19 protein-coding genes and 3 tRNA genes are annotated in these 25,373 nt (G+C 42.5%); 1 reads left to right on the forward strand and 21 read right to left on the reverse strand.

Annotation, left to right across the window (positions count from 1 at the left end; all coding sequences use genetic code 11):
- Positions 1–42: 42 nt before the first annotated feature.
- The 21 genes from H4W00_RS00940 to H4W00_RS01040 all read right to left on the reverse strand — a co-directional run bounded on the left by H4W00_RS00940 (position 43) and on the right by H4W00_RS01040 (position 24,127).
- Entirely contained in the window at positions 43–498 is a 456-nt protein-coding gene (locus tag H4W00_RS00940; RefSeq protein WP_209955574.1) for a pilin, read from the reverse strand.
- 458 nt (positions 499–956) lie between these two features.
- A complete protein-coding gene (locus H4W00_RS00945; protein ID WP_209955577.1) occupies positions 957–1,376 on the reverse strand; it encodes a type IV pilin protein in 420 nt (139 codons plus the stop codon).
- 56 nt (positions 1,377–1,432) lie between these two features.
- Positions 1,433–1,984 carry a type IV pilin protein gene (locus H4W00_RS00950; RefSeq protein WP_209955579.1) on the reverse strand — a complete coding sequence of 184 codons (552 nt, stop codon included), beginning with the start codon at positions 1,982–1,984 and terminating at the stop codon, positions 1,433–1,435.
- A 12-nt stretch (positions 1,985–1,996) separates the two neighbouring features.
- Positions 1,997–6,103, reverse strand: a complete 4,107-nt coding sequence (locus H4W00_RS00955) for a pilus assembly protein PilY (RefSeq protein WP_334684831.1) — start codon at positions 6,101–6,103, stop codon at positions 1,997–1,999.
- A 42-nt stretch (positions 6,104–6,145) separates the two neighbouring features.
- Complete coding sequence (locus H4W00_RS00960; protein ID WP_334684832.1) at positions 6,146–7,006, reverse strand: pilus assembly protein PilX; 861 nt, start codon at positions 7,004–7,006, stop codon at positions 6,146–6,148.
- Positions 7,007–7,028: 22 nt separating this feature from the next.
- Positions 7,029–8,012, reverse strand: a complete 984-nt coding sequence (locus H4W00_RS00965; RefSeq protein ID WP_209955581.1) for a prepilin-type N-terminal cleavage/methylation domain-containing protein — start codon at positions 8,010–8,012, stop codon at positions 7,029–7,031.
- Positions 8,012–8,578 carry a type IV pilus modification protein PilV gene (pilV, locus tag H4W00_RS00970; RefSeq protein ID WP_209955583.1) on the reverse strand — a complete coding sequence of 189 codons (567 nt, stop codon included), beginning with the start codon at positions 8,576–8,578 and terminating at the stop codon, positions 8,012–8,014. The genes H4W00_RS00965 and pilV overlap by 1 nt, the downstream gene beginning before the upstream one ends.
- On the reverse strand, positions 8,575–9,072 hold the full coding sequence (locus H4W00_RS00975; RefSeq protein ID WP_334684833.1) for a pilus assembly FimT family protein: 498 nt from the start codon (positions 9,070–9,072) through the stop codon (positions 8,575–8,577). The genes pilV and H4W00_RS00975 overlap by 4 nt, the downstream gene beginning before the upstream one ends.
- 350 nt (positions 9,073–9,422) lie before the next feature.
- Positions 9,423–10,259 carry a ComF family protein gene (locus H4W00_RS00980; protein ID WP_209955584.1) on the reverse strand — a complete coding sequence of 279 codons (837 nt, stop codon included), beginning with the start codon at positions 10,257–10,259 and terminating at the stop codon, positions 9,423–9,425.
- Between the two features lie 70 nt (positions 10,260–10,329).
- The gene (locus H4W00_RS00985) at positions 10,330–11,742 is read right to left on the reverse strand and encodes a phospholipase A (protein ID WP_209955586.1); all 1,413 of its coding nucleotides are present in this window, start codon (positions 11,740–11,742) and stop codon (positions 10,330–10,332) included.
- 409 nt (positions 11,743–12,151) lie between these two features.
- On the reverse strand, positions 12,152–12,811 hold the full coding sequence (locus H4W00_RS00990; protein WP_209955588.1) for a DUF3465 domain-containing protein: 660 nt from the start codon (positions 12,809–12,811) through the stop codon (positions 12,152–12,154).
- Positions 12,812–13,046: 235 nt separating this feature from the next.
- Positions 13,047–15,263 (reverse strand): cytochrome c biogenesis protein CcdA, encoded by a 2,217-nt coding sequence (locus H4W00_RS00995; protein WP_209955590.1) that lies wholly within the window; start codon positions 15,261–15,263, stop codon positions 13,047–13,049.
- A gap of 48 nt (positions 15,264–15,311) precedes the next feature.
- The gene (locus H4W00_RS01000) at positions 15,312–15,884 is read right to left on the reverse strand and encodes a protein-disulfide reductase DsbD N-terminal domain-containing protein (protein ID WP_209955593.1); all 573 of its coding nucleotides are present in this window, start codon (positions 15,882–15,884) and stop codon (positions 15,312–15,314) included.
- A gap of 444 nt (positions 15,885–16,328) precedes the next feature.
- The gene (gene gspG, locus H4W00_RS01005) at positions 16,329–16,748 is read right to left on the reverse strand and encodes a type II secretion system major pseudopilin GspG (RefSeq protein ID WP_209958776.1); all 420 of its coding nucleotides are present in this window, start codon (positions 16,746–16,748) and stop codon (positions 16,329–16,331) included.
- A 730-nt stretch (positions 16,749–17,478) separates the two neighbouring features.
- Entirely contained in the window at positions 17,479–18,681 is a 1,203-nt protein-coding gene (gspF, locus tag H4W00_RS01010) for a type II secretion system inner membrane protein GspF (RefSeq protein WP_209955595.1), read from the reverse strand.
- A gap of 110 nt (positions 18,682–18,791) precedes the next feature.
- Complete coding sequence (locus H4W00_RS01015) at positions 18,792–19,874, reverse strand: hypothetical protein (protein WP_334684834.1); 1,083 nt, start codon at positions 19,872–19,874, stop codon at positions 18,792–18,794.
- A 483-nt stretch (positions 19,875–20,357) separates the two neighbouring features.
- A tRNA-His gene (locus H4W00_RS01020) sits at positions 20,358–20,433 on the reverse strand.
- Positions 20,434–20,473: 40 nt separating this feature from the next.
- Positions 20,474–20,550: transfer RNA gene (locus H4W00_RS01025), tRNA-Arg, on the reverse strand.
- 108 nt (positions 20,551–20,658) lie between these two features.
- Positions 20,659–20,735 (reverse strand) — tRNA-Pro (locus H4W00_RS01030).
- Positions 20,736–20,980: 245 nt separating this feature from the next.
- Positions 20,981–22,693, reverse strand: coding sequence for a 5-methylcytosine restriction system specificity protein McrC (locus tag H4W00_RS01035; protein ID WP_209955597.1), 1,713 nt, complete (start codon positions 22,691–22,693; stop codon positions 20,981–20,983).
- A gap of 9 nt (positions 22,694–22,702) precedes the next feature.
- Positions 22,703–24,127, reverse strand: a complete 1,425-nt coding sequence (locus tag H4W00_RS01040; RefSeq protein ID WP_209955599.1) for an McrB family protein — start codon at positions 24,125–24,127, stop codon at positions 22,703–22,705.
- A gap of 529 nt (positions 24,128–24,656) precedes the next feature.
- On the opposite strand from H4W00_RS01040, the gene H4W00_RS01045 reads away from it, so the two are divergent.
- Positions 24,657–25,367: a DUF4442 domain-containing protein gene (locus H4W00_RS01045; protein ID WP_209955601.1), complete on the forward strand. Its 711-nt coding sequence runs from the start codon at positions 24,657–24,659 to the stop codon at positions 25,365–25,367.
- Positions 25,368–25,373: the final 6 nt, after the last annotated feature.

Consider the following 25,373-nt stretch of genomic DNA (forward strand, 5'->3'; position numbering starts at 1 on the left):
AGTCTAAAGTAGCAGCCTGCGCTTACTGCTCATCTTAAACTATTAAGGGGCGGTGCAACCGGATGGTAAGAAATCTGTAGCAATAGTAGACTTACATACGAAAGTACCTGCGACTGTACGATCCAAGCGAATAACTGGTTCTGCTGCCGCTGTTGTTGCTAAACGTCCCGGATTTTTAATAATACATGAAATCGCGCCTTCCGTTTCTGTGGCTGCACCTGAACCGTCAGTATTAGCTGTAGGTGGTTTAACTGCCATAGTGGCACAATTACCTGTCGGTGTTTGGCCTCCTACAGCTGCTAGGTCCAATGCTTTAACACCTTCATTATAAACTAATTCATAATTCGTTTTCAATGCCGCCACTTCGGCTAGAGCAGATGAAGCTTTTGCTTTAGCGGTATAATCCTGGTAAGCAGGAATCGCAATCGCAGCCAAGATACCGATAATAGCAACAACGATCATTAGTTCGATTAGGGTAAAACCTTTTTGAGCGTTCATAAGCATGCCTTTGTAATAAGGTGATGACCGGTTGATTGTTACGCTATTTAGCGTCACCAACTGCCATTAATGATTAATATTATAAATGTCAGTCGAAGTTAATAATTTAACATGCTGACTGTCTTACTATTATTGTTGCAGGTAGCGTGCCAATTTTTTAGTATTCCTGAGAAATGCGACAAGTATTCTTACTTTAGTGGTCTTATAATGCTTGATTAAGATACTGGAAGCCTTGTATAGCAAATTAATCGTCTTATATCGGCAAAAAAGTCTAACGCGTGAACGGTAGGCTCTATTTATGGTCATCCTTATCTTAACAAAGTTTATTCAATTGTTAATATTGCGCTATTATTGCTAAAAATTGTCACTTTAGGTAAGTTTTATGCGTATATTGTAAGTTTATATGACGTTTTTTGTCAGGTATGGCCAGTAATAGCCAAAGTTTCATTAGCGATAACTTAGTTCCACTCATTACCCGTGCCACAAACTGCTACTCGGCATTTTATGCCTTGATAATTAAGACTTAGTGCCCCGTCACCCACCATCTGAGTATTAGGTCTAGGCGTCGCAGTGATCGTCCATTTTGCGGTCAGTGGATCTGGACTAATAGCAATACTATATAGCGCACTACCCTGTCTAGGGTAATCGCCTTCAAGACCTGTCTTTAACGCATTACTATATTTACCTTGCGCCAGCTTACGACTGTTAATCTCGCTGGCAATATTGTGCATCTCACTCATCATATCAGTACGTTTGGTCTTGATAACATAGCGTTGATAATTAGGATAAGCGATAGCAGCAAGTATACCGATGATAGCGACGACAATCATCATCTCTATGAGAGTGAAGCCACTGGATTGTTTTAGTGCAATAGACATAATATTTCCATTATTATTTAGTGCTTTAGCTTATCTATTATTATTTTAGAAGTTGATTACCAGATTTCCTGTCCAATGCCACAGTTTACTGAGATATTAGAGGTTGCTCTATCTTTACTTTTACACTGTAAGCCTGTGCTATTGGTCATGATGATGTAAGCGTTTGAACTTACTAGTGACGCACTTGGTTCTGCTAGCATACGCCATGCGTTGCCTGCAGTAGAATAACTACTGCTCGTAGGTGCTAAGCTATTGCCAGTACTGCTATCTACTAGAGTAATCTTGTAGCGATAATTTGTGATATCGCTACCCGCCGGCTCATAGATAGTTTTGTTGACAGGTTTATCATCATAACCATAACTAATAGTGCCATCATTAGCCAATTGTCTTGGCTGAAAGCCTTTATAAGTCAGGGCAGTAGCGCGCCAACGGTTGAGCTCTATCTCCAACTGTTGCATACGTACTTGCGCTTGTGACTCCGCGTTTTTTACAACATATTGCCGGTACGACGGAATAGCGATAACTGCTAAGATAGCTATAATAGATACCACGACCATCAGCTCAATGAGCGTAAAGCCTGACTGGTGTTTTAGCGCTTTTATGCTCATATAACTATCCTATCAGTCTACTTCGTACCATATTTTTGGCTGTAGAATAAAACGATCATTAAATATCAAACTAGGAGCAGTTCCGTTACCAATTAATTGATCACCAGCTGTCAAACCTTGTGTCAGACCTTGAGGATTAGGGTCGTAAACACCCTTACCGCTATCTGTTCCAAACCCGACTCGATCATTAGTACTTTCAATCAATGTCTGCGTACCAATAAGCAAGCGTTGATTAGAAAGGGTCGAGCTACGTGGTCCTAGAGTAAGCTCTTGGATGCCTTTACCTGCCCTAATAAATCCGCCAGTACCGTTCTTAGAACCTATATCAGTACAGATACCGTAAGGTAAGCAATAAAGCTGTCTCTCTGAACCACCGGTGATTTTGGCAGAACAAGAGTCTACAGCACCGTAGCTCATATCCGGATTATAAACTGTCGTATACAGGAAGCTGTCGACCACTTCAGATTTACCAATACCTTTGGTATATCTGACATTACCGTAGCCGTCAAAACGAGTCAGAGGATAGTACCAACCCTGTTTTGTGCCTGCTTGCAAGATACTAATAACTGAATTTTTTTGAGCCAATGTATATCCTGAAGCAGTAAGAGTACCTATGGCTGATGGTAGTTCGACTAAGTCACTATTTCTTGAACTATCACCTACCAAGTCCACTACTGTCTGACCACCAGCAGTGGTAAAATTGCTAGCATAAAAGATATTGTCTGCCTTGGTCACGTCACTATCTATAATACCGTAGAGCCTATCGGCTTTGCTGATATCGCGTATCTTAGATAAAGGCGAGCTACGATCCCCTGAAATCATATTAACTAATGCAAATAGTGTGTTGGTTGTCGGGTTACGATAGAAGCTCACAACGGGACGCTGGTAAAAGCGATAGCTGTATTTCGTATCGTTACCTGTATAGGCACTCTTGAGAACACGAGTGACTCGGGTGTTGGTGAAAGAAGATTCAGGTGATGTTGTTGTTGATGAGGTAGGCTTAACAAAACCAGCATTGGTAAAATCAGCACGAAATAGTTGACCCCCTAGATCTGCAAAATAAATATGATCCATAAAGCCATCATTGTCACGATCTAAGGTAGTGATACCAGCAACAATACTATTTGTCATGGTAGCGACGGTCTTTGATGGACTCCCACTACTAGAGGCAGACCATAATAGCTCACCTGTTTTGGCATTTATGATGTATACCGCATTACCTTTAGTCAAAGCTATTCCTGAACATCCACTGCTTAATGAAGTATCTGTCACGCCAACTTGAAAACCTTCGTTTTCATAACACGTATCGTAACCACCACCGAACACCAATACATCAGTTCCAGTGTCCGAGGTACTGGTTTTTATTTTAGCTTTGGTAGGCTTTGACCAAATCTGGCCCATACGACTAAAACCTGTAGTCGTTGGCGTAATAGAAAACATCATGCTAGGGTTATCATTATCATGGATATCTAGACCATAAAAAGCCTCACCACCCATGCGTAAACCGCCGTAAGCAAAGAGACCTTTGTTACCAGTCTTGTCAATATTGACTTTTTTAGCAGGAAAATCATACTTATAATCAGCGGTTACTAACCAAGGAGCATCAATACCAAAGTTCGGTGACCCTAGAGCAGCTTTAGTTGCGCCTTTAATGAGTGAATCTAACTGACTTGAGTTTTTTAACATCTCTTTTGGAACAATGACAAACTTCTCTTTGCCACCATTACCGCCAGTACTTGAATTGTCAGCATTAACTAAATGCAAACCACCTTCGGTTGAGCCAAACAACACATAATCATCACGCGTAGTAGTAACTTTACCATCAGCATCTAGCGTTGCAGAATACGATACTGAAGCAGGAGTAGAATGTATCGTAGCACCCAACACTTTAATCGGTTGGGTCGCATTAGCATTGGTAAGTGTCATATCTTTGACATCTATCGTTGTCGCAGGGAGGTTTTCAAACCCTAAAAAATTTAGTAGCTTTCTTAAAGTTGTTTGATTATAGGTACTCGTATCGTTAAAAGAAGTATTAGTTAATACAGCATTATTAACCAATACTTTCCCTGAACCATTAACACTTACCTTTTTTAGGACTGGTTTTTTATCAATGACACTAATCCAATCCTCTACATACAAGGTTCTGACTGAGGCAACACCAGAGGCAGGCGTATTTAATTGTGAGTAAAATCCCCCAGACTCTACTTTGTCATTGGCACTAGGATAGTTCTGATCTGACCACAAGTCTTGTGCCGCTGGATTTAGCTCACCCGCTATATTTTTGAATAATTTGATATTATTCTTACCAAAGAGCGTGCCTTCATTTAGACTATACTTTTTCATATTGCCTTCCCAAATCACTGCATTATCAGCTACTTTGGGTTGTATAGTTGGGTAGTAGGCAACAGCGAGCTGACTATCAGCACGATAAGGATCATCTGGAATGATAATAGTACCTGATGGCGTAGACGGTAAGGTTTGATTCAAATCACTTACAAAGGTTATGATACTGTTGACAATATCGTCTGTAGACTGAGCCGAATAAAATCCTCCTTCACCGAAGCCACCGACACCTGGTAAAGAAGTATTCGCTTTTTCGCCCCAATTACAAGCATTTTTAGCATCAGTATTAGTAATATTTTCGCAATTATAAAAATCACGATTTGCTGTAACACCTGTTTTTGGATTGGTATAAGGAAGGTTGCGAATGACTCGATCTACTGGAGGCTTAGCTGCATCTATAGCTCTATTAACATCAAAGACTGAACCAAAACCAACCACTGCGGTGAATATTTCTCGATCTGTACCCAATGGATTCTTTGTTGGGTCACGTAAGGCTTGGGCAAATGCGCCGACTTCGGGCATACCATTATTGTTTTGACTACCATTAGGCAATGTGACTGACGGTAAACTGAACGATGAAGAGCCTAAAGCGGATTTCATTAAAGGTAGAGGGTTGGGAGAGCTATTCGGCTCACCATCGGTCAAAAAGTAAATACCACGTCCATCGCAGCTAGAGGGCGATGATAGTGGACTAATATAATTGGCTCCAGATTTTGAATCTCTGGTAGATTTTGCGAAACCACTGTATCCTAAGTCTTCTGCAGATTGTGAATTTTTTATTAAGCAGATAAATAAGTTATTGTTTTGGCATGAGGCAAATTTAAAACCTGCTGTACTTGTAATAAATGAATTAACAAAATATTGCGAACAGTTTAAACCATTATTATTCCAACTCGAACATTCATAATATATATTAAGGTTATTTACCTTAATATACTCTTCTCTAAAAGAAGGAAACGAAGCCGACGTATTCTTCCCTAGCATATATGCACCGACTTCAGCATAGGCATTAGCTGTCGGTGTTCCGTTCTCTCCTATTAGTGCTGCAACTGCTCTTTTAATATCATTACGTTGTGCTTGATCAACTAGCTTTGCGGGTACAACTATCTTACCGCTCGTGCCATCAGCACTTGTATATATATTATTAATGCCACTTTGTGTAGAGTACTGACCAATACCAATAGCTACTTTATTAGCATCTATTTGAGTATTATCCATCAAGGTAAAGAGTGCATCTTTTAGACGAGTTAAGCGATCATAAAACTTGTCTTTGTAGTAATATCTATTACTACTACCAGATGTTATAACGCCGTATTCATTACCAATTAGAGGGTTGGCAATGGTCGTATCACAAATGGCAAAACTATAATCGTTATTACCAGAACCATCATTAATCCCGCAACGATACCACTGGTTTTCAGGGGCAGGAGACAAGCGATAAAAGTACCTATTATTTGTCTCACAATATCTTCTAGGATAAGTTGGTGTAGTGGAAGAGTCTTCAGTTCTAACTCTATTAGAAGATACTCCTGAAGGCATGTCGCAGGCATTTATAGTAACGTTAGCAGCCATACTACCTGAAGTATCCAACATCATAGTAATCGTAGTTTTACCGCCTTCAGCAGCTTTGTATATTTCTAAATCACCGATTTTTTTACCTAATACATCTGCACTTGCTACCGATACAGACATCATAGAAGCCACGACAACGACTAAACACTTCAGTGATAACGCAATTTTGTCAGTAGCTAGCGGTATGTTGTCAAGTCGTTTCATGACGATTATCCTTATGGGAGATAAGTACAATGAGTAAATTAACTAAGATGTTGGTGAGAGTACACATTTTGGATTTAATGTGCCTTTACCAAATGGAATACATACGGTAGAGGAAGATACGTTCTCAACATCCGCTTGCTCATATAACATTTTGCTTGGGGTTGTAGCCGCTAACATACACTCATTCAATGATTTTTTATTCGCTGCTACATTAGCCTTGATACTAGTTTGCTCAAAGCACTTATCACTACTTACTTTAGGTTCACTATAGGCAGGTAGTGCAGAAGTGGCTCTAATGTCGAATTTGTATTTTTTACTGGTTCTATCCTCGACTTCTTTACCAACAACCACATGCCCAAACCTTTCGGCATTAGGACTGGTGGGAGTGACTGTAACACTCATCTGAGTCATAACGGTTTGTCTAGCACTTGTATAGTCGCCTGCTTTTGTATAATCGCATATACCACTGTTCATACTGCTCCAGTATCCACCATCAGGTTGTCTAACTGTCGCATTTGCTGTCAAATATCTTTTTGTACGGGGATTGAAGCAATAGATAAATTCGTTTTTTGCATTATTTGGATTCAATAAAAAATGACCAAATACGCCTGCCACACTTACCACATCCTGGTATTCAGAAGTGGTTGGACTACCATTAATCATCATCTCTAACTTTTGGTTAGCGCTATCTGATGACTGTAATAAAACCGTATTGATTTGATCACTAGTCGCAACTTTAAGATTTGTATTGCTTTGTCTAACCGCTATTGCACCTGCTAGCATTATAAGCACTAAAAACAACAAGACCACTATCAGCGTTGCGCCTCGCTCGGAGCTCCGATATGTCATGTTCATATTGATATTTTTTCCTGTTGCGCTTGATGAATAATAGCGATGAACCATTTTTAGCCTCTCTACTAAAACGTTATAAGCTAGTACTTATGCTTATCACACGTGCGTTGCGCAATAAAGTTGTAGTCTCATAAGTGGTACGTACTTGTTTTTGACGGCTGGTATCTGTTTTTAGTACGTTGCTTTGACCTAATAAGGTAAACGATGTTTGATCATCACTACCTAATATAGGAGTGCTACCGTGAACAATAAAACCCATCTTAATAGACGTTATGGCAGGCTTATCGGCTGTTATTTTAAGATAGGCACTGCTAGGTAAATACATCATCTGTCCTACGCTAGTAGAGGCTGTTGCTTGTGTACCCAATAAAACTTTAAACTGATCAACATTCACCATAAACTCTTGTCCTGCTTGACCAAAGTTACGCGAATCACTTGCTGATGTCACAACTTCTATGCCACCTGTTTTATTAACGCGCCCTGCGTCACAGGCTAATACTAAATTTTTGATAGCGCCACTGCTAGTATTGCCCGTTGCTAGTCGCAAAAAATAACGCTCAACGATGATATCGTTAACAGCAGCAACCGACCCTTCACAGTCTCTCAGTGGACTGCCTGTTATATTTATATACTGAATAGTCAATTGATCACTATTTATAGCTGTGTTGGAGATACCTGTCCATCCGTTTGTGCCGTTAGGAGTATCACCAGCACGTCTCGTTAGATAGTCTGTATTAATAAGAGGTGCAGAGGTAATACCAAGGTTAGCACCCGTTAATACAACACCACCATTGACTGTGGTACCGTCGATTTGAGTAGAAGGATTGCCTAAATTTGCTAAGCGAACATTTTTTTCTAGCTGCTGTAATCCAAATACACTTGCATCTTGTAATTCACTGCCACTAGATTGGATACTACTCGTTCTTATATTAACTATATATATTTGTATAACAGCCGCGGAAATGAGAAGTCCCAGCACTAAAGAAACCATTAACTCTATTAATGTAAAACCTGCCTGACGGTCGTAAATATATTCATAATTATGATTGGATAGCATCAGTAAGCCTCCATAATGAAGCACTCTGCTCCATTCTTATAAGTGCCGTTGGCATTGGCACAAGCATTTGCTAAAGTATCATCTAATGCCACTGTGGTATCTCCCCAGGTAGCCACAAAGCATTGACGTTCTTGGTTGCCTGACGTACCAGGACAACCATCAGGTACTAAGCCAATAGTAATGTCATTTGCAGTTGCATATGATTTAATTAATAACCCATCACGTGTCGCAAGTTGATTGATAGTACAACTATCTGCTGGTATGGGTACAGTACTCGTATTCTTCACGCAACTATCTTTTGTTATACTCACACTACCAACACTTATAGAATCCGAAGCCCCATTTATCGCTGTTTTAAAGGCTGCAATACCACTTGGATTAGCACGCATAGTTTCCGCCCCTCCTCTCATGATAGTCAAAGAGCGTGTACGCATTAAGCTTTCATCTGTTGCCTTGATTGCCGACATTTGCATGGCTGTAAATCCCAGTACCGCCACTGCCAATAACAGTAACGCCACTAGTACTTCCACCAATCCGACACCACGCTGCGAGATAAAACTGTTCATGGGCACGTTCCTCCCAACTTGTTAGTAATGTTCGCAATAGTACTGACTATAATTTGTCTAGGGCTGATACTAGTATTACTATCGCAAATGGTATAAGTTCTCTCATTTGTGGTTTTACTAGGCTTGAACTCAATACTACTTTGTGTAGAATTTATCGTACTTTTGCTATCATATTGATAAGTAGCCACTATGTTTAATTTTTGATCTAGGCCAGGATCTCTGATGATAATAGTACCTAAAGCCGTGCCATTGTTATTAACGCTCAAGGTCAAAACTTGCCGACGGATGACACTTTCAACTTTAGCTTCTTTTAGAGCATTCGTTAAAGTTGCCGTCGTTGACTTGATCCGCTGATTGGCCAGCTGAGTACTGATATTGGGCGCGGCAATACTCACGATGATGGCCAGCACGGCAATAGTGACCATCAACTCAATTAGGGTAAATCCTAAACTGGTCGTGAATCGGTATGACAAGCTATTAACAGGTGCGCTCACATCATATTCCTATATATAAGCGCCGCTAGTTATGAGTGCCACTAGCTATAAATGCCGCTAATCGTTCAATGGTAATTAACACCTTATTTTTAAGGTGTCTATTCCTACTCTAATTTATCGATATTATATGGTTTATTTACTAAAACTATGGTTAATGATTTTATATTACAACCAGTGCAATTCTTGTTCCATAATTACTAGTCGTTGCTGTATATAAGAGAAGACTGCGATTGCCTCTAATGAGATTAAACACAAGTTTAGACCCACTGTATAAATAATATAACGTTAAGATAGTACATAAGCAACACGCTAGTGGTGAGAGATGATGGGGCTATGATTGTGGAATATGGTTATTGACTGCCATGAGCGAGGGTATAAGCGGAGAGGTGGTAAGCATTAGTGGGATTAGAAGAAATGTGCGAATTTGCTTCTGAGGAGCCAGTAGACTGATTATATAATGTGCGTCCTAGCGCTTGTAAGCTAGCACCTGTTGTGGCCACATCATCAAATAACAAAAAGCGCTTAACTGGTGGATTTTCAGTTAAGGCAAAGGCATCGTTTAGGTTGCTTAAGCGTTCAGCGCGGCTCAATCCTTGCTGACTGATAGTATCATCGACCCGCTGTATGCCTTGCCACAGTGGTATTTGCCAATGCTTGGACAGTTGCGCGGATAAAATACTGACCGGATCAAAGCCACGTTTGATCAACCGCTGATTGGTAGTCGGCATAGCAACAATGACACTGTTATCACGATGACAACCATGTGGCCGTGGCAGTTGACGCAAGATGTGTAGCAATAAAGGCAGCTTGGTCATATCTTCATGCTGCTTAAAGGCACGGATGACTTGGCGTATAGGGTAGTCGTAATAGCTAGCTGCTTGAATGGGCAGCGCGGTGCCAGCAGCAAGATCAACATGAAAGGGTTCGGGTAGCCACGCGATGCTGTTATGACAGCGCGGACAGAGCAGACCGCTACTAAAACGGTTATTAAATCGACGGCGCAGGTTGGCAATAAAGGAATGATTGGTATGTAAGGTACGTAAGGTATGTAAGATATCAGTATGTGGCGGATTTTCGGTGGTGGGTTGCGGATTAGGGGCGCTGCGATAAATGCGGCATAGCTGGCAGTTTACCCTTAGATACTCTGCCAACCATAGTCCACTTTGGTAAGGTGCTAAACGTCGCATAAAACACCATACCTGTTATTTAGGCAACAACATAAATTATTCAATGACATAAGCCATTCAACGACGTAGTCTACAAACCTTTCCAGTCATTCAACACTATCCCTAAACCGACGGTAGTATTTTCATGGTTGTAGTCAATGAGAGACTCGCCATAACCATGGAACACTTGCAAATAGCCATTCACATTACTGGTTAAGGGATAAACATAGTCAAGCTGTACTGCGCCCTTATCCGTCTTGGTATTGTAGCGTACTGTGCCACCGATGCTTTGTTTACTTGGCAAGTTATATAAGAAAGTTACATCGCCATAACCCATGAAGTCTTCGATATCAGAGTTGTCATCATCACTGCCATTCTCTTCACCTATTCGCGTCCAAAGTTTTGGTAGAATAGAAAAATTGCCCCATTCAGCAGCACCCATCAAAAACACCCGATTCCACGAGCGTGATAGAGGATCAGACTGCCCATTAGAATGATGCGACGCCCCTGCCCCTAGCATGCGCAAGCGTCCACCAAACGGTAAGTTGGCTTTCACAGGCTGAGTGATGAACACTTCAGGCTCATAATCAGTGGCACGAAAAGGTCGTGAGTTGTCTTCATTGTAGACCTGCCAATGCGACTGCTGAGTATAAGCAAACCACATATCAGCGCTGGTGCCAAATAGATCTTCAGCGACTTTGGTTTTAAGAGACACTTGTAGCTTCAGCTCGGTAGAGCGCATTTCATTGGAGGTGAAAGGCTCTTCTAGCTGTCGAGTCGGGCTACCAGGATTACGGTTGGGTTTGAAATTATAAAAATAAGGTAACAAATACATGGGACGATGCGGACGTACCGAATAAGTGCCACGCTCACTGTTTTTATCTAAATCATAGGCTAGACTTAGTGCGCTGAACTTGTCGATATCATCTTGAGTAACGCCCACTTCTTCTAAAATTTGCGCTTCATCTTTGACAAACTCACCCGTTTCCAAGTTGCCTTGGGTGAATGGCTGGTTGGTCGCCGACAGGGTTTTGGCGTCGTCGCCTGCAGCAGCATTAATGGTAATCACATTCTCAGCTAATACTACTTGTGGATTGCCTGAGAGCGTACTTTGAAAGGTTTTTACTAGATCTACCGGCTGCTTAATAGTAGTGTAACTTGGGGTTTTGCCTTCTTGCGACACCTTATCAAAACAGGCTAGCCGCGCCGCACTGGTCTGCACTTGAGTGCATTCAAAAAACAATCGAGTCTGCTGAGCAACAAAGGCATCATTAGCCAGTTCACTGTCATTAAAGTCAGCATTAGGATTGTTTAAACCCTTATAAATGGCCTGTGGCGATTCAGAGGCATTTATCGCTAGCGGTTCTACCTTCGATGAATCGTTAGTGGCTGCTTGTGCTGATAACGCAAAACAGCTGAGCGTCAAACCAATAGCCATAGTTAAATAAGTCGGCGTACCTTGATAGTTAATGCTTTGGCGCGGTGAATTCATACTGGCAAACATAGATGTCCTTTATCTTACTGGCATTGCAGCCAGCAGAGTATCTGAGGTAACTAACATATGAGGTAACTAACATATGAGGTAACTAACATAAAAGTTATCGTAACCGCTAACATAGGAAATAGAATAAACGATAGTAAAAATGAGCTAGAAAATAAACAGGACTTGGATATTGAGAACAGCAACAGTGACTTCAAAATTGTTGATTTATTGTAACGAAAATGTGTCCCAGTTGCTAGCAGCGATTGAGCATTCTATGGTCATTTTATAGGATATATTTTTTGGCTTGGAATTGATTGATAATTAGTTGATATTTAGTTTATAGTTAGTTGATAGTTAGTTGATAGCAACTTAACAGCTGGCTGATAATAGGGGATGCAGGCAACTATAATCAACTGTCATGCCTGAATGATTATTGATAGCGTACGCCATTACTGTCAATCCAGCCGCCTTGACGGCGAGCAGCCGGATCGTGATGGGTCCAGTGTACCAAGCCGCCCTTATTATTATAAACATACTCGCCATAAAAGCTCAGCGAAGTTCCTTTGGAAACCTCAGCGACCCGCGGTGCCAAATCGATATTGTGTACCAACAATACCGTCTGCTTCGGACTAACCCCCTCAAGCTCGACCAGTATTTTTTGATGGCGGCTACCGTCGTTGTCGTCAGGCAAGGCCTTGATAATTATCCCACAACCTTTAACCTGTCGGTCTGATTGCTGTGCTTTAAAAGCATTGACTAGCGTCTCATTTTGACAGGCAGTAGCAACCGTTATGACGCTGAAATCTCTGTTAACGTCTACGCCGCTTGCTATCGCCTCATCGGTTGGTGCGTCTGCGTAAGTAGGAACGATATCAGAGAATAAATCATCCTCAACTACAGCACTGACCCCATCATTATTAACGGGTTGGTCAGTGCTGCCTTGGAGGTTGTTTTGCTGGTCAGCAGACACGGAGTCGCTTGGTTGGCAGGCGCTAAGCAGCACTACACTAACAAGCAAACCCGTCAGTACGCCAATTGATAAATGCTGCGTTGGCCTGGCAACTGTAGCTACCACATTAAAAATAGTCATAGAGATAGAGTCAATTTATCTGGATAGTCTTAAGGGTATGGTTGAGTAAAAACTAACGTTATACCTTGGTAGCCATAGTTTATAGATGAACTACCTTAAAAACGCTAGGGTACTGCTGGTATAAGATTTTTGTAGCCTCTGTCTGGGTAGGCACAGCAAGCAAGAAAATTTTATACCAGTGGCTCTGTTTTATATTGAATCAATTATATCAATCTATACCCCTCAGCATATTGCGTTATTTATTGAGTCTAGTCAACGTCTGTTCAAACTCTTGCCGACCCACTTCACCCACTTGCTTCGCAACTAGCTGATCCTCTTGATAGTACAGTAGCGTTGGGGGACCGAATAGCTGATAACGCGCTAAAATAGCTTTAGAGTCAGCGCTGGTCTCAGTGATGTCTAATTTGACCAGCTTCCAACCCTGCATTTGCGCGGGACGATTATAGAATAAATTTTTATCCATAATACGGCACTCAATACACCATTCAGCGGTGACATCGACCAAGACTTTAGGGGTTGCAGCAGTGATGAGGTCTAGCTGTGCTAGGGTGGTAATAGTCTCATCGGTCGATTTATTATTACCTATAGATTGACCATCAGTCGATTGGAGCATCATTGACGCCGCGCCTAATGACGCTAACGGATGCAAGCTATCATCATTACCCAGTGCTGCACCGATGATCAAACAGGCCGCCCAAATACCCGCTACCATGCCCAGTGCTTGCGTGAGCATTCGGCCTTTACCGATCCAGCTCCATGCCCATGTCACAACCACCATGAACCATAGTGCCCATATCAGTAGCATTACTGGCGAGATAAAGACCCGCTCAATCAATAGCAGGGCAACTGCGAATAACAATAAGGCAAAACCTTGCTTGACCCAGTCCATCCACTCGCCAGCTTTCGGTATAATTTTCCCTTGGGTAGCCCCAATTAATATCAACGGTGCTGATAAGCCAAAGCCCAGCATAAATAAAGCCACAAATCCTAGTAACGGACTACCGATGGTAGACACCGCCAGTAGTGCCCCAAATAATGGTGCGGACACACAGGGTGAAACGATCAAGGCGGATAAAAACCCAGCCACTAGACTGCCGCCGGTACTACCAAGCTTGCTATCACCCGCTTGACTTAAGCCTTGCATTTTACGGGTAATGAATCGTGGTAAACGAACCGTAAATACTCCAAGCATATATAGGCCGAGTAATACAAATATAATAGCAAAGCTGATTAAGATAATGGGATTTTGTAGCCAGCCGATGATACCTAATGACTCGCCAAATACCGCAATCAATGCCCCCAAGATACCGTAAGCAGTGGCGACCCCTATGGCATAGCTAGTGGTTAAGATAACCCCTCTTTTGACCGTTGGGTTTTCCTCACGCGCGACGATATTAGCGACGATGGGCAACATCGGTAGTACGCATGGGGTCAAGGCCAAGCCCAGACCCGCTAAAAACAATAAGCCTAAGGCCAACCACGGATGAGAAGCCAGCCCAAACGGATCGCTTTCTACTAAATTATCGACTGCGCCGGCATCACCGTCAGTAGCGTCACCTAATACGCTACCATCTGCCCCAGAAATTGTATTGGCAGTGTTTTCATTTAGAGCGCTGTCTTCTAGAGAGCTGTATTCTAAAGAATCATCATCTATCAAGGCATAGTCAATAACCTCATCATCGGTTAGCGCTTGCCCCGCGTCAGACGTGAGGCCATTAGCATCAGTTACATTGCTAATTGCTGCTGTCGTCGTACCTGCAGCTACCACTCCATTCACAGGATTAAGGTTTTCTTGGGCGTTATTCGCAAGATTATTTTTAGTTGCAGAGTTTCTGGCAGCAGTGCCGACGTTATTTACCGCGGACTGTTGCGGTGCAGCCGCAATATTGACGGTAGTTTTGATCTTTTCAGGTGGATAGCACAGGCCTGCATACGCACAACCTTGCCAACCAATGACAATTGCTGCACTATTTAGCGCTTTGCCATTACTGCTGGTCAGCGTGGTGGTCGCCACTACATTGGCCTGATCAAAGACGGCTACTTGTCCATATGTTGGATCATCAATTGACTTAGGAGACTGACTAAAGCTAAAAGGCCCGGCGGTCACGCCAGCAGGCAAGGTTAGCTTAATTTGATCTCTATAGACATAGTGCTCAGGCGTGATATCAAAGTTAATGGCCAACCGGGTGCCAATACTGGCAGGTTTGCTGCTACTACTGACTTGAAAGGCTTTATCCACTGGCAAAAATTTAGGCTGGGTATCCGTTTTTTTGCTACTAAATAGATCGCTCAACCCTGCCGCTTGGGTTGTCATTGACGTCGCAGACAGTCCAGTAAGCAACGAGCTACCAGCAATAACAAATGCCAATAAATAAGACTTTTTTGCAGGGCCATTTGTAGTTAGCGACGATGCTTTTAATGATGGGATGCTGTCTGGGGTCTTGATGGACATGAAGGGCTACCTATTTATTACTAATATTTGAATCGACCTATTCAATATTTATTTGCGGGACACCGTAATATCAACCGTGGTTTTAATCTTCACTGGTGGGTAGCATAATCCTGCTTCTGCACAGCCTTGCCAACCAATAATAAGCGGTGCATTCTTCGCCCCTTTACCATTATTGGTGGTCAAGGTCGTGGTTGCCACGACGCTTTTTTGCGTAAACACCGGTACCTGACCAAAAGTTGGATCATTAATTGAGACTGGCGGCTGACTAAAAGTAAACGGGGTGGCGCTCACGCCTTTAGGAAAATTTAAAGTGAGCTGGTCTTTATAAACATAATGACCTGGCGTGATATCAAAAGCGATCGATAAACGCGTGCCCTTGGCCATCGCTTTAGAACGACTACTCACTTGAAAAGCTTTATCAACAGGCAAAAACTTCGATTGCGCCGTATTGCCATTATTACCAAATAGATCACTTAGACCTGCAGCCTGAGTAGTCATAGAGGTCATTAATAAGCCGGTCATCAACGAAGTACTTGCGATGACCAGCGCCAGCACATAAGTCTTTTTAGAGTCTGGTTTTTTTGTTGGTACTGTTATTAATGCTGGCGTCTTAATTGACATAAATACCTACCTTTGACGGTTAATGTTTAAAATCAAAACTTACTGTTGATAGCAGGGTCACTAAGGACAAAAGACTGTCTAGCGCAGTATTGAACTTGTCATGTCTATTGCTATTGCTATTGCTATTGCTATTGCTACCACGGCGTATAATAGTAAAAATACCAACCAATAACGCCTTATTGATTGGTACTTATTGATTGGTACTTATTGATTGGTACTTATTAGTTGGTACTTATTGGTTGGTACTTATTAGTTGGTACTCATTAGCTATTAAATAGCCTGTTACGAACTGCTGTACTATTTGATATTTGGTTGCTTGATATCAAGTTATTTGCCACTGAGCTTATTTATACGAATGACTTGCTGCTGTATTTTTTATAATGAGTTGCTTATTGATAGGTCATTTAGTATTAAGCTGTCTATAATAAATAACGCTAAGCACCACTACAGTCGGGTATAAATATCCGTATCTTGGCCTTCGCCACCTTGCTGTTCATCAGCCCCTAAAGAAAACAAATCATAAGGCCGACCTTCGCTGCCTGGAGCGACATACTGCATGTCGCTTTCCCAACCATCAGTAGGATAACCGCCTTTGATATAACCCCCTTCAGGATAATTTTTGGCGTCGGCGGGCGGCGTAGTGAGCGCATCCAGACCTTGAGCGGTGGTGGGATAACGCGAATTATCTATTTTATACATGTCTAGTGCGTTAGATACTGTCGCTAGCGCGGTCTCTGTCGTTTTTACCCGCGCTTTATCGCTTTGTCCGACTACTTTTGGTACGACTAGGCCGGCAAGAATGGCTAAAATGACAATCACCACCATAATTTCAATCAGGGTAAAGCCAGACTGACCTTGATGCATCTGGGCTAGCGTTTGGCGACCGTCAATGGCAGAATCAGACGGCTTATTATTAATCATGCACGGCTCGATAATATTTGGTTTGATTTGAGTATTCATGGTCATAATAGATGTCGTCACTGTTAGAAGCTGGTGCTTAAATAATGTAGAGATGAGTGCTTAAACGATTGTTACTATAGACCATGATTTTGTATTTATCTACTCTTCGCCGCGGATTATTGCCCAATCAATATCAAAATATAGCTCTTTGCATAGCCTTCGATAACACCTTTGCGCGATAGTTTAATCGTAGCGCGCTACCCTACTATTACTCTATCGTCACCCTATAGTTATTACTTAATTATGGGTACTTAAAAAGTGATAATATTAGAAGAATGCTGTTTCTAACAACATTCATTGCTAATACAAGTAATCTAATGCAGGTAACATAATACAATAAAACATAATAACGGCGACTATAGCTCAACTACTAGATGACTGGTAGTAAAAGCAGGGGCTAGACAACAATCTACAACATTAAGAAAAAATTAAGAAACCTAAATATAGGTTAAGATTAATTATTAAATCAGAAATAAATAGCAAAATTAATTTGGCATAAGGGCAGCGAGGGGATAGGTTTTAGAAGCCACAACTGAACGCCTAGAATTGTACAATAATAGGGTAACAGCTAAGAAGCCTTTTCTAAAATAGCAACGTAATAAAAATTAGAATTTAGCGTAATACGGAGTTGAACTTAACCTGCTAGATCGTTCATATTCACAATCGGTAACATCACCGCCATCACGATAATCATGACTACCACACCCATCAAGACTAACATCAGTGGTTCAAGTAACGACAATAAGGTACTGATGAAGTTGGTTGCTTCGGCTTCTTGCATATTAGCTGCTCGGCTTAGCATACTCTCAAGCTCACCTGAATTCTCACCACTTTTGATCATTTGCACCATCATCGGTGGAAAATATCGCGATTTATCAAGCTGGCTGGACAAGCTTGCGCCTTCCGTTACTCTATCAGCGGCATGGATAATAGTTTTTTGAATATGTAGATTGGTCGTGACCGCCGCCCCAATGTGTAATGCTTCTATCAAGGGCACGCCTGAGCGCACCAATATTGCAAGAGTACTGGCAAAACGTGCCGCGTTGAGACCTTTAGAAAGTCGAGCCAATATCGGTAATTTAAGTACAATGCTATCTATGGTCAGCTTACCCGCTTGGGTTTGAGCAAAGCGATAAGACAAAAAAGCCGCACCACCTAATACCAGTAGCATTAGCCACCACCACTGAGTGATGACATTTGACAAGGTAAGCACTATTTGAGTAATCAAGGGTAGCGCTTGCTCGGACTGCTCAAATACCTTGACAATTTTGGGCACCACAAAGCTCATCAGCCCCATGATTACGCTTACTGCCATTACCATCAGCACTATGGGATAAACCATGGCGCCTTGGATTTTCTTTTGTAGGGCAAAGCGATTTTCAGTGTAATCTGCCAGCTGATTTAAAATGAGATCCAAATGACCAGACTTTTCGCCAGCAGCAATAGTGGCGATATATAGGGGCGGAAAGCTAGCGGCCTGCTCTAAGGCGCGTGCTAGGGTTAAGCCTTCTAGGACGTACGAGCGCACAGCAAGCATTAAAGACTTAATGTGGGTTTTTGGCGATTGCTTGGCGACTGCTGCCAAGGTTTCTTCAAGGGGAATACCAGCCGCCAGCAACACTGACAGCTGCCGGGTTAATAGGGCCATCTCATAAGCAGAGGGTTTTTTATGGCGGCTCTTATTCCGGCTTTGCTTATCATGAACCGCGCTGACTTCGACTGGTGTCCAGTGTTTGTCCCGCAGCTGCTGACGCACTTGCCGCGCAGAATCCCCTTCGAGCAAGCCTTTTTGGGCCCCGCCTTGGTCATCAAGCGCTTTAAAATGATAAGCAGTCATAGCGGCAGATGTCCTAGGGCGGTCAAAAACAGACAGTATAGGGGTGGTTATTTTTAGCGGTACTCAATGTAGTAATGATAAGTGTCGTAAAAACAAGTAGAGTTGTACATTTAGAACAGCGGTGTGGAATCGCTACTATCCGGCATCAACCCTTGCAATAACAACACATCTAAATGCTGTTGTTGTAATTTTTTATCGAAGTCATTGACCTCAGCGATTAGCATTTTTTCAATACGCTTATCAGTAGCATAGACACTGAGGCGGGCGCAGATAACGGCCAACTGATAGATACGTTTTTTACAGTAGCTGTCCAGCCCTTGTAGCAACCGCACCATGTGCGGGGTCTCCAGACTGGCATAATCATAATCGCCAACGACTTGCTCACCCAGCGTAGTGACGCCATAGCTGATAGACAAATGAGCAAAGAAATAGCAGCTGAATAAATAGCCAACCACATGACCGATATAATAACCGCGATCATAAGTGAAACTACTGACCCCAAAATGACCCAACACATAGCTGTTAAGACTGGCTTGGTCTTGGATAGGCTTGGGATGCTTAAGCTTACCTACGGTAGGAAAGCGTAGCGGATTATGACCATCTTGAGTAGCGAGCTGCCAACCTGCTGGCTGCTGGGCGGGCATATGACTCACAATGTCAGCGATAATGTCATCAACCACATGCAACTGTTGCCATAAACGCTCTAGCGGTTCGGTATCAAGCAAACCACGCTTATCGAGCTGCTGTGCAAGCATATAGTGCTGATATTCTACGAACTGAGTTTTGATGGTTTGCACCAAATAAGTCGGGCGTGTATTGGCAGACGCTAGATATAATAGCTGCGTACGCTGATGCTGCGTACGGTAGAGCGCCACCCGTTGGCTTGCGACACTAGTCTCGCTAGTATCATTAGTCAGGCTTTGATTGGCAGATATTTGAGCAGAAGCGCTGTTAGCAGATAATGTTTCAGTAGACGCGGCTTCAGTAGATTTCACCACAGCAGACTGCAACGTAAATAGCGCTAATAAAGTAGCTTTATCAGGTATTATAGGCGGGCTATTTTGTTGCTTATGCTGCGGCACATTCTTTGGATTGTACGGATTACTTTTAAGTTCGTCTTCATCTACAGCAGACGCAACAAGGCCTTGTTGGCTACTTGGCTTAAAAATTGGATTAAAGGTCGGTTGGGTCATAGCATACTATTACCAGCAGAAAATAAACGTCACCCGAATGACACGGTATTACCATAAAAACGAGCTACCCCGCCTAGGCGACTGACTACTATATAGTACCTGAACCTAAGCAAATTGTCAGCTTTGCAGCCTCCAAGAAATGATTGGCAACAAAATACCCTCAAAGCCTACTTTTCAAAGACTTATTCTCGAAGAATCACTCTTAAAAAATCATTCTCAAAAAAAAGAGCATTAGAGCATTAAGGTCATTTGATATATAGTTAAAATACCTTAAAAACGCGATGATACTGCTGGTATAAGCTTTTTGCCGCCTCTGTCTGCGTAGGCACAGCAAGCAAGAAAAACGTATGCCAGCAGTAGGTTATGTATCGATATTACTTTTCATTGACTATATAAACGTAGAAATAGGCGCTATGGCCAAAAGACAGGCACAAAAAAATGCCAAATATGGCACTGACTGTGTAAATGAGGGGATAAAAAATATGGGGCGACTGATGGGACTCGAACCCACGACAACCGAGATCACAACCCGGGGCTCTACCAACTGAGCTACAACCGCCATAACTATTGCCAATAATAGGCAAGATTTTCAGGCTAAATGGTGCGCCTGGCAGGATTCGAACCTGCGGCCACCTCCTTAGAAGGGAGATGCTCTATCCAGCTGAGCTACAGGCGCTCTTAAGGGCTTTTTATATATTCAGGCTACAGTCAAAATACATATACTAAAATATCACAGACTAAACCATTATACATAAAAAAAAGCCTGTAAGGCTCTTAAAATAGATGGTCGGAGTGATAGGATTCGAACCTACGACCCTCTGGTCCCAAACCAGATGCGCTACCAAACTGCGCCACACTCCGATGTACTCTATTATCTCGATAGTTTATTGATTAACTGGTCGTTGGCATTGCCGCTAACTGGTTAATGTTCCTCGCTATCGAGGTGCACATATTAAAGGGTAAGGTAGCTTGTGTCAACAGCTATTTTTGATTAATTTAATAAACTTGCCTAAATTTTATATAACTGTAGAGAAACACTGTTCCAGCAGGAAAAATTTTACTCAGCGGTATCGTTAGGGAGGGCAGTTTTCATCTAGTAACAGTCATTACTCGTTGTTTAAATCATTGTTTAAGTCACTGTTTAGGCCGCTGTCCAAATTTTGCTGCGGCCAACCATTAGGTGTTCCAGTCAGGACATTAAACGGCATTAGCCATAGCTTAGCGTAACTTGCATTATCGCTACCCCCACTATCCAGGTAGCTCTGTTGACTTAACGCTAGCGGTTGCCGAGTGTTGTCTGTTACCGGATATACCAGCCAGACTTGCTGTGCCTGATAGGCCTGCGCATAACTGCTCAACTGATAAGCATCACTAGCGCTGATAGCACCTGAGTGAGACAAGTGTTTCCATTTAATATCAATAACATGGCTGTGAACGCGGCTACAAATATGCGAATTATCGGCTATAGCGTCATTAACATCGGCATGATAAATCAATAAGTCAGGACGGATAGATAAGCGTGCTTGACCTGTCATATCACTGAGCCACAGCCGTTGCGGTTGATATAATGCTTGATAAACAGGATCAAGCTGACTGAATATCCTCGCTATACGCTGACTGGCCCATTGCTCAAAGGCCTGATTCATATCAATTAATAAACATAATCGCGGCGGTGTTATGGCTTGTCTTAGTAAGGTTTGGGTATTGATCCCACTACCAGAGTCTGAACTTGACTGCTGTAATAACCAATAGGCCAAGTCTAATAATTGCTGCACTGATTGTAATTGCTGTTGCTGCAACGGCTGAGCGTTGAGTTGACGCTTTGCTTGCTGATATATCTGCTCTAATGACCGCCGCTCATGATGACTAAGCGCTGCAATCTGTCGCCACGGGGACAATGCTGCAGAAAATAATGTTGCTTGTGCATAACTGTGATCAGGGCTGGCATGGTGTTTATAATAATTTTTATTGTCGGCGCTCTGATTCTCGGTGCTTTGATTATCGATGTTTTGATTATCGATGTTTTGATTATTGATGTTTTGATTATCAATAAAACTTGAGTGCTTAAGCTTGGATTGACCATAGCTTAATCCCCCCTGCACCATTGCTTCGATTAGCAGCAATGCACTTTTGATCAATCGATTACTCAACATATCTGGGCTCAGGACGCTAGTCTCACACATAAACTTGTGCGGTTGAGTACTGTTGCGCCGTAGTTGCTCCTTAATGAGCAGTTTGCCTTGAAGTGAGGACTGATTATGAATCTGCGCCTGATAATGCTTAATAGGCTGATAACGAGACAGACGCTGTAAAAACTGCGCGACCAACCACTGCGATAGCGGCGGTGCTGGTATCGGTAAAGGCGCTACATTATTACTCAATTGACCTAAGTTTTTGGTATTAGGCCGCTTGCGGTTATTGCCATCAGTCAAATCTGACAGCATACGCTGTACCCATTGACGAGTCTGTAAAATATCACTGTGGTTTCTAGGCTGCCGTGTGCCTTGTTCTCCGACAGGCTTGGGCAATATTTCAAGAGTCAGGCCACTAGGCAGTAAAATAAGTCCAATATAGTGACCCACTTTAAGCTGCCATTGTCCGCGTTGGCGCTTAATACTAAATACTGCGAACTCTTGGGTGAGCAGCCATGTAAAGTCAGAATCTTGTGCAAAATCATGACTGGTTAAACGTTGATGCTCGAATACAGTGATGATCAATGCATCAGAGGTATAAGGGGTATCAGGGGTATCAGGGGTATAAGGAGTATCGATACTTAACATAGGCTTATTTGCAGAATCATTTTGATTGCTATTCATCATTTATAGTGATTAATACAGGCGTTGATAGATAGAGGACAGCACGAACTCACCAGTGTTTGCGACAAGGTCTGGATTAACTCTATACCCACCAGTGCTCATCGACTGGCCTAAAAAGGCATTTTGACCTGCGAACATTGGGGCTTGAGCTTTGATATTAGGCTGGTTATTGAGAGGGTCGTCTGTCGCCACCTGGTTATCCTGGATAAACTGTGCGCTATAGGGCTGCTGCTCGTCTTTAAACAGGTACTGTAAAATGGCGATTTGCCCGCCAGCGGCTTGCGCTAACTGCGGAATAACCTGTTCAACCAATACCGACTGCAGCTGACTTAAATTCTGTACTGAGAACAAAAACGCATGGCCTAATTGTGCTTCCTGACCTAGGGTTTGCATAATGCGCTGGTTTAAGCCAGATAACAGCTTGGCCAAATCAATCGCTGCTGACTTCTGCTCTGCCGAATTTTCATAAACATTGATACTGGGTAATAGCTCTGGCTGCGGCGGACAGTCAATAAAACGAAAACGCCGACGCAAGGCCATATCGAGTGGCGCTAACGAATGATCTTGAGTATTCATAGTGGCGTAAATATCGACATTCGCAGGGACGCTAAACGGACGCCCAGAATAAGCCAGATTAACTTGCATCGCATTTGGTAATCCGCTGCGTTTGTCTGCTTCGATCAAACTGAGTAGCTCGCCAAATACCCGAGAAACGTTGGCACGATTGATTTCATCGATCAATATTGCATAGCGCTGTTCAGGATCTCGAGCAGCGCGCTGACACAATGCCAAAAACGCCCCATCTTGGATATCGTAGCTGATTTGTGCTTGTCTATTGATGCCAATCACAGGCCGAATGCCTTCTACAAACTCTTCATAACCATAGGCTTGGTGGAAGCTAACCATACTGAAGCGCTGCTTACTAAGACCCTGATTGTGCTTGGTTATATTGTCACGCTGTGCTTGCTTAAATTCTGTTAGCTGCTGCGATAACGTCGTTAATAGCGCCATACTCTCTGGTAATAGATACCATGCCCCGCTCTCATCTTTATCGAAATAAGCTTGGCTGGCTCGGTTTTTATAAGTCACCGTTTGCGACGTTACAGAACTGTGTATTTGCAGCACTGACCATGCGGTGTTGCTTAAGTTTTTGTCGCGAGAATTTTGTGCCGCTTTGGCAATAAAAAATTCGTGAGCAACAATCTCAGGAACCTTGACCAGGTCCTGATGCTCAGTTTTAAATTCTAAAAATATCAAGCACAATACGTCACGCCAGCTTAAATCTTGTAGTAACTGTGCGAGCATCTGGTCATCGTCCGCTGTAGGAAAATAATCGGTGTATTGCTTGGCAATTTGTAACAAGCGGTAGGTTTTACCAGTACCAGCGACCCCAGTATAAATAATATTTACAGCGTCATTGATGGACAGGTCATTCATAACTTAACTCAGCACTAAAAAAGGGTTAAAAACAAAGCAGTAAAAATATGCATACTGTTTTTTGATAGGATTACCGATGTGATGTCATAAGGGTAAGCGAGCAGGCTTGGGGGCTTGCGAACAAAGAATTTGAGCCTTGTCCTTCCAATCCATATACCAGCTAACGATCATTTTTATGTACGGTGGCAGATGACACTCAAGAGCCATCCAGATACATTTCTACACGTCCACTACTATCAGTTACCTTACTATTATTTTATGACTGTAGCAGTTTATGGTAATAATAGCAGGCATGCTTAAGTTAATGTACCATAGTTAACAACAGCCTTAAGCGGTCTCAAAAGACAGTTACTTAGAGCATAGATGCTATCTTGACCCTGTATCGAGTTCGATATAACGGCCAAAAGTTAATATCAGTTGATTATTTTTGATCAATCGTATTATCGTTGAACTCTGCTCAACCCCTGTTTTATCTAAATGCCTGTTTTATTTAAGCGATTGCCCCCTAATTCAAGTTGAGGAATTTTGTATGTCAGGATTACTAAAAAAGTTACCAGCCAAGCTGTCTACTAAATTGCCAGCCAAGATATCTGACGCCCTCAGTCCAACTGCAGAACCAAACAGTACGCTCAAACCCATAAACAATCAATTTACCAAGTTGTTATCGGTCACTAAGTATTTACCTACGGGTGCGCGCTCTACTATTTTATCCAAAGCCTTTGGCAAGGTCGTACCGTATGTGGGCACGACTGGTGTTTATTACGAAACAGTAGACCCTAATAAAGTGGTGGTCAGTCTAAATAATAGCAAAGCAGTCCAAAACCATATTGGCTCTATCCATGCGGTTGCCATTACCCTACTGGCCGAGACTGCCACTGGTTTTATATTGGGACTGAACCTACCTTCCGATCGAGTACTATTGGTTAAGTCCTACTCAGTCAATTTTTATCGCCCACTTAAAAAAGGTCAGGTTGCCGCTGTTGCTACTTTGTCTGACGAGCAACGCTTAGATATCTTGAATACGCCTAAAGGCGAAATGGTCATTCCCTGTGTCATAAATGACCGCGAGTCTGATAGTGATCGTGACCCCATCACCGTTGAAATGACCTGGGCCTGGGTACCTAAAGCTGAGCTAGAAGCGCGTCGCCAAGGCAAAAAAGACAGTGCCTCATCGACTACTCAGAACATTGATGACTATAAAGGTGAGAATGAAAATGTTAGTGCGAATACAACAAATTAATTCCTA

Source organism: Psychrobacter sp. PL19 (genome assembly GCF_017875835.1).
Taxonomy (GTDB): domain Bacteria; phylum Pseudomonadota; class Gammaproteobacteria; order Pseudomonadales; family Moraxellaceae; genus Psychrobacter.

What these genes read in the sequence shown, in the direction of transcription:
- H4W00_RS00955 (WP_334684831.1), bottom strand. Translation starts at nt 6,103, where the DNA reads ATGAAACGACTTGACAACATACCGCTAGCTACTGACAAAATTGCGTTA.
- H4W00_RS00945 (WP_209955577.1), bottom strand. Translation starts at nt 1,376, where the DNA reads ATGTCTATTGCACTAAAACAATCCAGTGGCTTCACTCTCATAGAGATG.
- H4W00_RS00980 (WP_209955584.1), bottom strand. Translation starts at nt 10,259, where the DNA reads ATGCGACGTTTAGCACCTTACCAAAGTGGACTATGGTTGGCAGAGTAT.
- gspF (WP_209955595.1), bottom strand. Translation starts at nt 18,681, where the DNA reads ATGACTGCTTATCATTTTAAAGCGCTTGATGACCAAGGCGGGGCCCAA.
- H4W00_RS00940 (WP_209955574.1), bottom strand. Translation starts at nt 498, where the DNA reads ATGAACGCTCAAAAAGGTTTTACCCTAATCGAACTAATGATCGTTGTT.
- H4W00_RS01045 (WP_209955601.1), top strand. Translation starts at nt 24,657, where the DNA reads ATGTCAGGATTACTAAAAAAGTTACCAGCCAAGCTGTCTACTAAATTG.
- H4W00_RS01035 (WP_209955597.1), bottom strand. Translation starts at nt 22,693, where the DNA reads ATGATGAATAGCAATCAAAATGATTCTGCAAATAAGCCTATGTTAAGT.
- gspG (WP_209958776.1), bottom strand. Translation starts at nt 16,748, where the DNA reads ATGCATCAAGGTCAGTCTGGCTTTACCCTGATTGAAATTATGGTGGTG.
- H4W00_RS00960 (WP_334684832.1), bottom strand. Translation starts at nt 7,006, where the DNA reads ATGGTTCATCGCTATTATTCATCAAGCGCAACAGGAAAAAATATCAAT.
- H4W00_RS01040 (WP_209955599.1), bottom strand. Translation starts at nt 24,127, where the DNA reads ATGAATGACCTGTCCATCAATGACGCTGTAAATATTATTTATACTGGG.
- H4W00_RS00995 (WP_209955590.1), bottom strand. Translation starts at nt 15,263, where the DNA reads ATGTCCATCAAGACCCCAGACAGCATCCCATCATTAAAAGCATCGTCG.
- H4W00_RS01015 (WP_334684834.1), bottom strand. Translation starts at nt 19,874, where the DNA reads ATGACCCAACCGACCTTTAATCCAATTTTTAAGCCAAGTAGCCAACAA.
- pilV (WP_209955583.1), bottom strand. Translation starts at nt 8,578, where the DNA reads ATGAACAGTTTTATCTCGCAGCGTGGTGTCGGATTGGTGGAAGTACTA.
- H4W00_RS00990 (WP_209955588.1), bottom strand. Translation starts at nt 12,811, where the DNA reads ATGACTATTTTTAATGTGGTAGCTACAGTTGCCAGGCCAACGCAGCAT.
- H4W00_RS01000 (WP_209955593.1), bottom strand. Translation starts at nt 15,884, where the DNA reads ATGTCAATTAAGACGCCAGCATTAATAACAGTACCAACAAAAAAACCA.
- H4W00_RS00985 (WP_209955586.1), bottom strand. Translation starts at nt 11,742, where the DNA reads ATGTTTGCCAGTATGAATTCACCGCGCCAAAGCATTAACTATCAAGGT.
- H4W00_RS00950 (WP_209955579.1), bottom strand. Translation starts at nt 1,984, where the DNA reads ATGAGCATAAAAGCGCTAAAACACCAGTCAGGCTTTACGCTCATTGAG.
- H4W00_RS00965 (WP_209955581.1), bottom strand. Translation starts at nt 8,012, where the DNA reads ATGCTATCCAATCATAATTATGAATATATTTACGACCGTCAGGCAGGT.